Genomic DNA, 12,227 nt, shown 5'->3' with positions numbered 1-12,227 from the left:
AAAATTAGAAGAGCTACTTACCCCCTAGCGGCATCAATAGCCAGCTTAACGGAGCCATGCTTTTTCAATAAAGCTTCAGCGGCGGCGTATTCAATATTCAGCCCTTCCATAATATAGCGCGTACCACGATCAACCAATTTATCGTTGCTTAATTGCATATTCACCATCTTATTCCCTTTAACTCTACCAATTTTTATCATTAAAGCGGTAGATATCATATTTAATACCAGTTTTTGAGACGTACCACTTTTCATTCTTGTACTACCGGTAAGAAATTCCGGACCTACATTAATCTCGATAGGAATATCTGCAATTCTGGCAATTGGTGCTCCAGGATTGTTGGTAATTGCAGCAGTTAAGATTCCGTTTTTCTTAGCATCTTCCAATCCGCCAATCACATATGGTGTACTACCAGATGCAGCTATACCTACAACCACATCATTCGTATTAATATCGTGGGCTTTTAAATCTAACCATGCCTGTTTAGTTGCATCTTCAGCATTTTCAACCGCTTTTCTAATAGCAGTATCACCACCGGCAATTAAACCAACTACACGTTCATGCGGCATACCAAAAGTTGGGGGGATCTCAGAAGCATCTAGAATTCCCAATCTACCACTGGTACCTGCACCTATGTAAAATAATCTTCCGCCTTTTTTAAATCTTTCTGTTAAGGCATCTACAAGCTTCGTTACTTGCGGAATCGTTTTTTCTACTGCATCGGCAATCTTCTTATCCTCCTCATTCATTTTTTGAAGAATAGTAGTGGTATCCATCAACTCTAAATTGTCGTGGTTCGACGGAGTTTCGGTAATTTTCTTGTAATCCATATACTTATAAAATTTTTATATCGTGATTTCTAAATGCCATTAGCAATGTATCATCGGGCTTTAATTCTGTGATCATGGTATTAATAGAATTAATATCACACGTTTTATAGCGGTGTTGAGAATTCAGTTTTTCAGAGATAGACAACAAGACCGTTTTCTTAGATGCTTTAATCACCGCCTTTTTGATTTGTACAATATCCCAATCGAATTCTGTTAATCCGTAGGTTGCATCAACATATCCTGTACCGATAAAACTATAATCGAATCGTATCTCAGATAGATGATGAATGGCATTAGCGCCAATAGCAATTTGTGCTTCCTTCGAAATTTGTCCGCCAATAGAAATTACATTAATATTTGCTTTATGAGACAATTCCATAGCCACTGGTAAACTAATCGTAAAACAAGTAAGATTTAAATTCTCAGGTATAATTCTTGCAAGCTCCATACACGTAGTACCACCATCTAAAAAAATAACAGCACCATCTCGCAACATACTAACCGCCTTTACGGCAATTGCCGCTTTATCTTCTATCTTATATATATTGGTATTTCTGGCGCTATTAGTCATGTACCCCATAGAGATTGCACCACCATGAACTTTACGCAATTTATTTTCTGCATCTAGCTCTTTAACGTCACGCCTTATAGTATCAATTGATACATCTAAAGCCTCGGCAATATCTGTTATAAGTATTCTATTATGTAAGTCAACTTCACTTAAAATGGTTTGTTGACGCTCTTCTTTTAGCATGTAACAGCAACTTTATGTACTTGTAATTATTACAAAGATAATAATTTTTAGCACATGCTGTTTTATGTCGTTAATGTTATTAAAACAAAAATTAATATTAAATTAACAGCAAAATACCGCAATATTTATTGCAAAAAACTGCATTAAATTAAAATAACGCATATATTTGCATGATTTAAAAATCCAAAAATCTACCACAACCTCATGAAAACAGCTGTAAAAAATTCCAAGATCGACATCACCCACAAACCCATTGGTCAGTTCGAAGAAACGCGATTCGAAAAAATTCATAATGTCATTTTCGAAGACTCCAATGAAGCTTCGATAGTCGTAGCTCATGAAATTGCTGCTTTAATAAAAAAGAGACAGGGACAAAAGAGAAATTGCGTTTTAGGTTTAGCAACTGGTTCTTCACCAATACGGGTTTATGAAGAATTGGTTCGTATGCACAAAGAAGAAGGTTTAAGCTTTAAAAATGTTATCACTTTCAACTTAGATGAATACTTACCGATGGAGCCGAATAACATACAGAGTTATTTTTACTTCATGCATGAGCATCTTTTCAATCATGTAGATATTCCTGAAAAAAATATTCATATACCAGATGGCACCGTAAGTAATGAAGAAACTACAGCATACTGCCTAAGCTACGATCGTAAAATAAAAGAGCATGGCGGCTTAGACTTTCAATTACTGGGTATTGGTAGAACGGGGCATGTAGGTTTCAATGAACCAGGATCACATTTCAATTCTGGAACACGAGTAATTACTTTAGATCACATCACAAGAGTAGATGCAGCACCTTCATTCTTAGGAATAGCCAATGTACCTAGAAAAGCAATTACCATGGGGATTGCCACAGTACGAAAAGCCAAAAGAATTGTTTTATTGGGCTGGGGAGAAAACAAAGCTGGTATCATTAAAAAAACTATAGAAGGCGATATTTCATCTCATGTACCGGCAACCTATCTGCAAGAACATGACAATTGTACTTTTGTTTTAGATACAGGTGCAGGTAGCCAATTAACTAGAAATAAGACACCTTGGTTAGTTGATGCTTGCGAATGGAACGAGGAGTTAAAGGCTAAAGCCATGGTTTGGCTTTGTGAAACTACAGGCAAAACTATTTTAAGTCTGACAGATAAAGATTATAATGATAACGGTATGGCCGATCTTTTAGCCTTAGCCGATTCTTATGATCTAAATATTGAAATGTTCAATAAATTACAACATACCATTACAGGTTGGCCAGGCGGCAAACCAAATGCTGATGATACCCACAGACCAGAACGTGCTATACCGGCTATAAAGCGAGTAATCATATTTAGTCCGCACCCAGATGATGATGTTATTTCTATGGGCGGCACTTTTGACAGATTAGTCGAGCAAGGTCATGATGTACATATTGTATATCAAACTTCTGGCAACATTGCAGTTTCAGATACCGATGCTAGAAAATATGCTGAAATAGCTATGCAAATCAATCCGTCAGATGAGGCTAAAAATATTATAAAATCTATAGCAGAGAAAAACGAAACACGCATAGATGCTCCAGAAGTTAGAAATTTAAAGGGAAAAATAAGAAGAGGGGAATCATATGCCGCTACCAGGTATATGGGGCTTGATGATAAAAACGTACACTTTTTAGATCTTCCTTTTTATGAAACAGGTACGATAAAGAAGAAAAACTTATCTGATGAAGATATTAAGATTGTGGTAAATATTATCAAACAGATAAAACCTCATCAAATTTATGCCGCTGGCGATTTAGCCGATCCACATGGTACACACAAGGTTTGTTTAGATGCTGTATTTGCAGCATGCGAAGAATTGAAATCAGAGTCATTCATGAAAGATTGCTGGTTATGGTTATACAGAGGCGCTTGGCATGAGTGGGACATCAACGAAATTGAAATGGCAGTACCAATGAGTCCGGGGCAAGTATTGAAAAAGCGATATGCAATTTTCTGTCACCAATCTCAAAAAGACGGAGTGATGTTTCAAGGTGATGATTCAAGAGAATTCTGGATGCGTGCAGAAGAAAGAAATCGTGACACTGCCAATAAATATAAAGCAATGGGCTTATCATCATACGCCGCAATGGAAGCCTTTGTAAGACATAAATTCAACTAACAACTAAATTGAATTAAAAGGCCTATTTTTAGTTTTAAAATGGGCCTTTTTTACATTTATGACAAAACAATTAACACTACTCGTTCTACTTTTTTTACTTCTTAATTCTTGCGGAGTTTTTCAATCGTACGAAAAACATCCGAAGAGAGAGTTTAGAGGCGTATGGATCGCTACGGTGGTCAATATAGATTGGCCAAAAAATGGCAATGATACTTCTGAGAAACAAAAAGCGGACTACCTTAAAATTCTAGATTTTTATGAAAAAGAAAATTACAATGCTGTAATCGTTCAAGTACGTGCTGCAGGAGATGCGTTTTATGAATCTGATTACGCGCCATATTCTCGATTTCTAACGGGTGATGAAGGCACAGCACCAAAATGGAATACAGATGTTCTTGAATGGATGATAAACGAAGCTCACCAACGTGGCATGGAATTTCACGCATGGTTGAACCCGTATAGAGCTACTTTCGATGAAAATTTCGAAGTACTTTCTGAAACCCATGATTACTGTAAACATCCAGAGTGGATCGTGCATTATGGTAAAAAGAACTACTACAACCCTGGACTACCAGAGGTACGCAAGCATTTTTCTAATATCATTGCAGAATTGGTTGCTTCCTATGATGTAGATGCTATTCATTTCGATGATTATTTCTATCCCTATAAAATAACCAATGAAGTTTTTAATGACTCTTTAGCATTTGCAACTTACGCACAGAAAGATCAGACTATTGATGACTGGCGACGTAGCAATATAGATTCTCTCGTACGTCAATCTCACAATACTATAAAATCGATTAAGCCATGGGTACAGTTCGGTATTAGTCCGTTCGGGGTTTGGAAAAACAATTCAACCGACCCAAAAGGATCAGATACTAAAGCAGGGCAAACCACCTATGAAGATCTATACGCAGACCCGCTACTTTGGATGAAAAAAGGGTGGATTGATTACCTAGCTCCCCAAGTATATTGGAGTATGGATCTGCCAGTAGCATCGCACACCAAAATTGTAGAATGGTGGGCTAAAAACAATTATGGTACTAACCTATATGTTGGTAACGGTCCATATAAAATAAGAAACAACAGCGATAAAGCTTGGGATGATATTAAAGAGATTCCTAATCAATTAGTACTTGCACGAGAGACTCCGGAAATTCAGGGTAACATTATGTTCAGTGCCAAATCTCTAATGAACGACAACGATGACGTTGTTGAATATATTCACAAGAAGTATTACAAGTTACCTGCTTTGAACCCTATTTCTTCGTTGGCAAAAAATCATATTTCTAAGACACCCAAACTTTTAGATATTTCTATAGATGGTGATGAGGTCATTTTAGAATACGATGACTTAACAGGCTTGCGTTATGCACTTCTGTACAAGGCTGGCAGAAAGGTAAAAGAGGAATATTCTATTAAAAAATTACTATCTAAAAATTTAGTGATAGCGAATTCTAATTCCATTCGCATATCAAAATCAGATTACCGTAAATCATTTTACAGTATCAGCTTTATTGATTTTTATGGTGCAGAAACGAAACCAACGGTCATCAACCTAAAGAACAATCTTAAAAATGATTCAAAAAGATAAGGGCGCCTGGGCATGGGTTCCAGTTTTATATTTCACACAAGGGTTGCCGTATGTTTTGGTAGTCACAGTTTCGGTAATTATGTATAAAAAATTAGGCGTTAGCAACGAAGACATTGGTCTATACACCAGTTTATTGTATCTACCATGGGTATTGAAACCATTATGGAGTCCGTTTGTAGATCTAAAAAGTACTAAGCGTAAATGGTTTTTAGCTATGCAACTGTTAATTGCTATTTCACTATTGGGCGTTGGGTTGACCTTACCGACCAACATGTTTTTTATATCATCATTGGCCTGTTTTTGGATGGCCGCTTTCGCCTCTGCAACCAATGATATAGCATCAGACGGGTATTATATGTTAGGTTTGACCGAAAAGAAACAATCTTTCTTTGTAGGTATGCGAAGTACTTTTTACAGACTAGCGATGGTCACCGGTGAAGGATTAATAGTTGTTTTAGCGGGATTTTTAGAGAACAAATATGGTGACAATACCAAAGCCTGGAGCGTAACCATGTCGGCAGCAGCATTTCTAATGTTGGTCATGACAGTTGCCAACTTCTTTGTCACACCAAAGTACGAATCTGAAAGCACCGAAGAAAAAGAAAAGCCTGCAGGGTTCTTAGAAGTATTTACTTCTTTTTTCAAAAAACCAGGTATCGGCATTGCGCTAACGTTTATACTTACCTATCGTTTGGGTGAATCTCAATTGGTAAAAATGGCTTCTCCGTTTTTGTTGGATACCCCCGATAAAGGTGGATTAGGATATTCTACAGAACAACTAGGTACTATTTTCGGTACAGCGGGAGTTATCTTTCTTTCCATAGGAGGAATTTTAGGAGGAATTTTAATTTCTAGGGATGGCCTCAAGAAATGGATGCTACCCATGGTACTTTCATTAAACCTACCCAATATTTTATACGCCGTACTGGCGGTGACAAATACCACAAATATTTATGCAGTAACAGCAACCGTGATTTTTGAAAAATTCGGCTACGGCTTCGGTTTTGCAGCCTTTTTAATGTACCTCATCTATATTGCAGACGGTAAGTCTAAAACATCACATTACGCGATTGCCACAGGCTTTATGGCGCTGGGCATGATGCTACCGGGCATGGCTAGTGGTTATATTCAACAGTGGCTGGGTTATGAAGGCTTTTTCGTTTGGGTAGTTATTGCTGCCTTACCTGCGGTATTCTTACTAAAATTCATTTCTTATCCGGCAGATTTCGGTAAAAAAACAACAGCTCCCAATGAATAAAATAATACCTACAAAAGAAGCTATAGAAAAACTCTCTTTGAGCGAGAAAGTCGGACAGCTTTTTATGCCCGCAGCTTTTATAAATGATACAGAAGAAGAAATTCAGCAATTAGAAAAACTGATATCTAAGCACCACGTTGGCGGACTCTGCTTCTTTCATTCCAGAGCAAGTGCTGCGACTAATTTTGAAGGCAAGAAGAAAGTAGTTGTCAATGAAAATAGTTTTGACACCTTAAAAAACCTTATCAAGAGATATCAAAAAGCCGCAACCTATCCCCTACTGATTTCTATTGATGCCGAATGGGGTTTAGCAATGCGAATTGAAAATACACCGCAATACCCGTATGCTATAACTCTTGGTGCAAATACTGATAACGAAGCATTAGTGTTTGAGGTGGGCACGCAGATTGCCAAAGACTGCAAAGCAGCAGGAATTCACTGGAATCTTTCTCCCGTGGTCGACATCAATACGAACCCGAATAATCCTGTGATTGGGTATCGCTCTTTTGGCGATGACAAAAACAATGTAGTTAACATGGCAACTGCTTTTGTAAAAGGCACTCAAAGTGAAGGTGTGCTTACGAGCATTAAACATTTTCCTGGTCACGGAGATACCGCTACAGATTCGCATTTAGGCTTACCCTTTATTGATAAATCGAAAGAAGAACTTATTAAAAATGAATTGTATCCTTTTCAAAAATTAATTAATGAAGGTGTCGATTCGGTTATGGTGGGTCACTTATCCGTTCCTGCACTAACTAAAAACGCTAGTCTACCTTCAAGTATCAATAAAGATATTATAACTGGTGTGCTAAGAAATGAAATGGGCTTTGACGGGGTTGTTATTTCCGATGCGCTGAATATGCATGCGGTGTCAAAACATTACCCTATTAAGGGAGAATTAGAATGGTTAGCTTTTGACGCTGGAAATGATGTATTATGTTTTGCCGAACATATAGAAGAAGGTATTCTGCATATCTTAAAAAATGCTACTGAAGCTCAAATTAATAAAAGCATCGAACGCATTTGGCAGCTGAAAGAAAAAGCGATTTTAAATAAAGATTCAACGCTTGAATTAAACGACCCAAGTTCTTTAAATAGAAAAATAGCAGAAAACTCATTGGCTTTACATCATGGTATTGCTGCAGACATTGCTGCGTTTAAATCAACCAATTTCTGCACATTGACCATAAAACGATTTGGAGCCGACCAAACGAGGCAAGATATTTTAGATAATATCTTAGAAATGAAAAAAGAAGTTGAGCAAGAAACCGAAATCTTACTTCTATTAACTCCTCCACAAATAAAACCGACCAACAACTTCGGATTCTTTGATGCCGAAATCGATTTTATAAATAAACTGATAGCCTCTAAAAATGTTATTCTGTATCACTTCGGTAATCCGTATGCGTTGAAGTTTTTCAATATCGAAAAAACAACGGCAACTGTTATAGCTTATCAGAATTTTAAAGAATTTCAAGATGTGGCAACCGAGCATTTTTTGGGTACTTTAGAAGCAAAGGGAAAATTGCCAGTAGCATTAAAATAAAAAATATGAATCATAATGGGTGGTTAAGAGTTTTAGCAATCATAATACCCTACTTTCTAATAGTAGGTTTGTTTCAAGTTGCGGGTGCTTTACTAGCAGACATACCGATGGGCGATATAGACTATCAAGAAACAATCATACAATATGTAATTATGACGGCCTTTTCTTTCTTAGGCACATTTCTACTCATTTGGCTATTTATGAAATTTGTAGACGAAGAAAAATTTATAGAAGTAGGACTTCAACTTAAAAACAGAAAAAAGGATATCGCCATAGGCACTTTACTAGGATTATTAATAATGATGATTGCCTATTTTAGTCTAGTAGCTTCAAAAGAGATTGTATTCTCTAAATTCAATTTTAATTTACAAGAATTGTTTTTAACCACGGTGTTATTTATACTAGTAGCATTTTTAGAAGAAGTACTGTTTAGAGGGTATATTCAAAAAAATCTAATGCTCTCATTCAATAAATATGTTGCCTTAATAGTCGCTTCCGCACTTTTCGCCTTAATGCATGGTGCCAACCCTAATATAAGTTTGTTTAGTTTATTGGGGCTTTTCTTGGCTGGTATGGCTTTGGGTGCTACATATATGTATACTAAAAATTTATGGTACCCTATCGCATTCCATTTTAGCTGGAACCTCTTTCAGTCATTACTTGGTTTTAATGTTAGTGGGCAAGATATTTATAGTATTATTGAATTTACGGTTCCTGAAAACAACAAAATTAATGGAGGTCAATTTGGCTTCGAAGGCTCTGTTTTTTCTCTACTCACCGAGTTAATTTTAGTGTTTTTAATCATCTATTATTATCAAATAAAAAAGAAACCCCAATTGATCGAAAATGAAAATATATAAAATTATTGGTCTCATGTCGGGCACATCATTAGATGGTCTTGATTTAGCCTATTGCCACATTTGGGAGAAAAATGGCATTTGGGAGTTTGATATTAAAGAAACTAAAAGTGTGAAGTATTCATCAGAGATGTTGAATACCCTTAAAGATGCTATTAGTCTATCCGCAGAAAAACTTATTGAATTACATAACACTTACGGTACTTACCTTGGTGAGCAAACTTCAATATTCATAAACGAGAACAAGTTAGAAGTAGATTACATTGCTAGTCACGGTCATACCACTCATCACAGACCAGAAATGGGCCTTACTTTTCAAGTAGGTTCGGGACAACATTTGGCAAATGCTACAGGTATTAAAGTAATTGCTGATTTCAGAACAAATGACCTAGCACTTGGCGGACAAGGAGCTCCGCTAGTACCAATAGGTGACCGCATGTTTTTCAATGAATATGATTATTGTTTAAATCTTGGTGGTATTAGCAATGTGTCTTTTGAAGTAAAGGATAAGAGAATTGCATATGATATCGGTTTGGCAAATATGATTTTAAACTACATCACCAGAAAGGTAGATTTAGAATATGATGAAGATGGTAAACTTGCGCGTTCGGGTAACATAAACCCTAGGATGTTAGAGCAGTTAAACAATTTAAAATACTATCTACTACCACATCCAAAATCCATCGGTTATGAATGGTTTTTAGCAGAAGTGGTTCCTATAGTAGAAAATACGGATGATACCATCGAAAATTTACTTCATACAGGTATTCACCATATATGCGATAAGGTAGCGCAACAAATTAATCTCAATTTCAAAAATGACAAGCAGCAATTGCTGGTTACAGGTGGTGGCGCATTGAACTCCTTTTTAATAGAAACTTTACAGCAAAAATTAGTCGACTCGACAAAAGTAATTGTGCCAGAAAAGATCATTATAGAATTTAAAGAAGCTTTGGTATTTGCGCTGATGGGCGTATTAAGAGTAGAGCAATTAACAAATGTGCTCTCATCTGTCACTGGTGCAAAAAAAGATTCCTCAAGCGGAGTATTGTTCATACCCAATTAAACTTTTTTACCTAATTTACTCGATAATCGAGATTTAAAGACCCAGCAATTTATCGCTGAAGCATACTAATTTTTATTTGAAGGATCCTTTGAAAATTCAAGAATATTCACTTCATAAAAACCGAAATAGACATGTCAGAAAAACAAAAGAAAGCAACCGCTTACTGGAAAGAAAATGTTAGGTACTTATTCATTTTATTGGCTATTTGGTTCGTTGTATCCTTTGGGGCAGGCATTCTATTTAAAGAAGCTTTAGATACTATTAAAATAGGTGGCTTCAAATTAGGCTTTTGGTTTGCGCAGCAAGGATCTATTTATGTATTTGTAATTCTGATTTTTGTTTATGTAAGACTCATGAACAAGTTGGATAAAAAATACGGCTACAACGAATAACAGCACAACCATCAACCACCAAAAAACCACATTATGAGTGTTCAAACCTGGACGTATATTTTAGTAGGACTCACCTTCGCCCTTTATATAGGAATAGCGATTTATTCAAGAGCTGGATCCACAAAAGATTTTTATGTTGCCGGTGGCGGAGTTTCACCACTTGCAAACGGAATGGCAACTGCAGCCGATTGGATGTCCGCAGCATCATTTATTTCCATGGCAGGAATTATATCTTTTGCTGGCTATGACGGCTCTGTTTATCTGATGGGCTGGACAGGTGGCTATGTATTACTAGCCTTACTTTTAGCACCTTATTTACGTAAATTCGGGAAATTCACAGTCCCTGATTTTATAGGTGATAGATACTATTCCAAAACAGCACGTATTGTGGCTGTAATTTGCGCTTTGATTGTATCATTTACTTATGTGGCAGGGCAAATGCGTGGTGTTGGCGTAGTATTTTCAAGATTTCTACAAGTAGACATTGACACTGGTGTAATTATAGGTATGATTATCGTTCTTTTTTATGCTGTTCTAGGCGGAATGAAAGGCATCACCTATACACAAGTAGCTCAGTATTGTGTTTTAATTTTTGCCTTTATGGTTCCCGCAATCTTTATTTCTATTCAAATGACCGGAAACCCTATTCCGCAGTTAGGCATGGGATCAACTTTGAATGACGGTTCTGGTACATTTTTATTAGATAAGTTAGACGGATTATCAACTGAACTAGGATTCAATGAATATACCGATGGTTCAAAATCAATAACAGATATTTTTGCCATTACCTTAGCCTTAATGGTAGGTACAGCGGGTTTACCACATGTAATCGTTAGATTCTTTACTGTTAAAAAAGTAAAAGACGCTCGTAAATCTGCCGGATTAGCATTACTGTTAATTGCTATTCTATACACTACGGCACCAGCTGTTGCTGTATTTGCGAAGACCAATCTTATTAACACTGTTAGCAACGAAGAGTATACTAGTATGCCAGTTTGGTTCAAAAATTGGGAAGAAACCGGACTCCTATCTTTTGAAGATAAAAATAAAGATGGTAAAATTCAATATGTAGCCGACAAAGCTAAAAACGAGTTAACCATAGATAATGATATTATGGTATTGGCGAATCCTGAAATTGCAAATTTACCAGCTTGGGTAATTGCCCTGGTAGCAGCTGGCGGATTGGCAGCAGCACTCTCGACAGCGGCAGGTCTGTTATTAGTTATTTCGGCATCGGTTTCTCATGATTTAGTGAAGAAAGTATTTAAACCGAATATTTCTGACAAAGCAGAATTATGGGTAGCTAGAGGCGCAGCAACAGTTGCTGTAGTTATCGCAGGTTATTTTGGTATAAATCCGCCTGGATTTGTAGCTGCCGTGGTAGCACTGGCATTCGGTTTGGCAGCGGCATCGTTCTTTCCTGCTATTGTTCTCGGTATCTTTTATAAAAAAATGAATAAAGAAGGAGCCATCAGCGGAATGGTTGTCGGCATCGTTCTTATGTTATTCTATATGACCAAGTTCAAATTCGGCTGGTTCGGTGGTGGAACCCCGGCAGATTGGTGGTTCGGTATTTCGCCAGAAGGGTTTGGTAGTATCGCTATGATTGCTAACTTTATTGTAGCAATTATTGTTTTAAAATTTACCCCAGAGCCACCAGAAGATGTTCAAGAAATTGTAGAAAATATTAGAATACCCAGCGGTGCAGGTGAAGCCACAGGCCATTAATAGAAACAAATCAACATTCAACAACAATCAAAGGTATTCAACACCCTTTGCATATCAAATTAACGC

10 protein-coding genes are annotated in these 12,227 nt (G+C 36.8%); 8 read left to right on the top strand and 2 right to left on the bottom strand.

Annotated elements, in window-relative coordinates:
* Positions 1 to 17: 17 nt before the first annotated feature.
* The gene (gene murQ / locus ACPF9A_RS17095; RefSeq protein ID WP_423998758.1) at positions 18 to 830 is read right to left on the bottom strand and encodes an N-acetylmuramic acid 6-phosphate etherase; all 813 of its coding nucleotides are present in this window, start codon (positions 828 to 830) and stop codon (positions 18 to 20) included.
* Between the two features lie 4 nt (positions 831 to 834).
* Positions 835 to 1,584 (bottom strand): DeoR/GlpR family DNA-binding transcription regulator, encoded by a 750-nt coding sequence (locus ACPF9A_RS17090; RefSeq protein ID WP_423998756.1) that lies wholly within the window; start codon positions 1,582 to 1,584, stop codon positions 835 to 837.
* 204 nt (positions 1,585 to 1,788) lie between these two features.
* Between ACPF9A_RS17090 and nagB the strand changes: the two genes are divergently transcribed.
* The 8 genes from nagB (at position 1,789) to ACPF9A_RS17050 (ending at position 12,161) form a co-directional block, all read left to right on the top strand.
* Positions 1,789 to 3,717 (top strand): glucosamine-6-phosphate deaminase, encoded by a 1,929-nt coding sequence (gene nagB, locus ACPF9A_RS17085; protein ID WP_423998754.1) that lies wholly within the window; start codon positions 1,789 to 1,791, stop codon positions 3,715 to 3,717.
* Positions 3,718 to 3,775: 58 nt separating this feature from the next.
* Positions 3,776 to 5,311: a glycoside hydrolase family 10 protein gene (locus ACPF9A_RS17080; protein ID WP_423998752.1), complete on the top strand. Its 1,536-nt coding sequence runs from the start codon at positions 3,776 to 3,778 to the stop codon at positions 5,309 to 5,311.
* Positions 5,295 to 6,569, top strand: a complete 1,275-nt coding sequence (locus ACPF9A_RS17075) for an MFS transporter (protein ID WP_423998750.1) — start codon at positions 5,295 to 5,297, stop codon at positions 6,567 to 6,569. Before ACPF9A_RS17080 ends, ACPF9A_RS17075 begins: the two co-directional genes overlap by 17 nt.
* Positions 6,562 to 8,118, top strand: coding sequence for a glycoside hydrolase family 3 protein (locus tag ACPF9A_RS17070; protein WP_423998748.1), 1,557 nt, complete (start codon positions 6,562 to 6,564; stop codon positions 8,116 to 8,118). The genes ACPF9A_RS17075 and ACPF9A_RS17070 overlap by 8 nt, the downstream gene beginning before the upstream one ends.
* 5 nt (positions 8,119 to 8,123) lie before the next feature.
* Positions 8,124 to 8,978 carry a lysostaphin resistance A-like protein gene (locus ACPF9A_RS17065; protein ID WP_423998746.1) on the top strand — a complete coding sequence of 285 codons (855 nt, stop codon included), beginning with the start codon at positions 8,124 to 8,126 and terminating at the stop codon, positions 8,976 to 8,978.
* Positions 8,965 to 10,041: an anhydro-N-acetylmuramic acid kinase gene (locus ACPF9A_RS17060; protein ID WP_423998744.1), complete on the top strand. Its 1,077-nt coding sequence runs from the start codon at positions 8,965 to 8,967 to the stop codon at positions 10,039 to 10,041. Before ACPF9A_RS17065 ends, ACPF9A_RS17060 begins: the two co-directional genes overlap by 14 nt.
* 131 nt (positions 10,042 to 10,172) lie before the next feature.
* Positions 10,173 to 10,433, top strand: coding sequence for a DUF4212 domain-containing protein (locus ACPF9A_RS17055; RefSeq protein ID WP_303599669.1), 261 nt, complete (start codon positions 10,173 to 10,175; stop codon positions 10,431 to 10,433).
* 33 nt (positions 10,434 to 10,466) lie between these two features.
* Positions 10,467 to 12,161, top strand: coding sequence for a sodium:solute symporter family protein (locus tag ACPF9A_RS17050; RefSeq protein WP_423998742.1), 1,695 nt, complete (start codon positions 10,467 to 10,469; stop codon positions 12,159 to 12,161).
* Positions 12,162 to 12,227: the final 66 nt, after the last annotated feature.

It is taken from the genome of Maribacter sp. IgM3_T14_3 (assembly GCF_049603095.1).
Classification (GTDB): Bacteria; Bacteroidota; Bacteroidia; order Flavobacteriales; family Flavobacteriaceae; genus Maribacter.
This window is presented reverse-complemented; position numbering and strand designations above follow the sequence as displayed.

Excerpts from the sequence above, each read along its gene's own strand:
- murQ (WP_423998758.1), bottom strand. The coding sequence starts at position 830 with ATGGATTACAAGAAAATTACCGAAACTCCGTCGAACCACGACAATTTA.
- ACPF9A_RS17090 (WP_423998756.1), bottom strand. The coding sequence starts at position 1,584 with ATGCTAAAAGAAGAGCGTCAACAAACCATTTTAAGTGAAGTTGACTTA.
- nagB (WP_423998754.1), top strand. The coding sequence starts at position 1,789 with ATGAAAACAGCTGTAAAAAATTCCAAGATCGACATCACCCACAAACCC.
- ACPF9A_RS17080 (WP_423998752.1), top strand. The coding sequence starts at position 3,776 with ATGACAAAACAATTAACACTACTCGTTCTACTTTTTTTACTTCTTAAT.
- ACPF9A_RS17075 (WP_423998750.1), top strand. The coding sequence starts at position 5,295 with ATGATTCAAAAAGATAAGGGCGCCTGGGCATGGGTTCCAGTTTTATAT.
- ACPF9A_RS17070 (WP_423998748.1), top strand. The coding sequence starts at position 6,562 with ATGAATAAAATAATACCTACAAAAGAAGCTATAGAAAAACTCTCTTTG.
- ACPF9A_RS17065 (WP_423998746.1), top strand. The coding sequence starts at position 8,124 with ATGAATCATAATGGGTGGTTAAGAGTTTTAGCAATCATAATACCCTAC.
- ACPF9A_RS17060 (WP_423998744.1), top strand. The coding sequence starts at position 8,965 with ATGAAAATATATAAAATTATTGGTCTCATGTCGGGCACATCATTAGAT.
- ACPF9A_RS17055 (WP_303599669.1), top strand. The coding sequence starts at position 10,173 with ATGTCAGAAAAACAAAAGAAAGCAACCGCTTACTGGAAAGAAAATGTT.
- ACPF9A_RS17050 (WP_423998742.1), top strand. The coding sequence starts at position 10,467 with ATGAGTGTTCAAACCTGGACGTATATTTTAGTAGGACTCACCTTCGCC.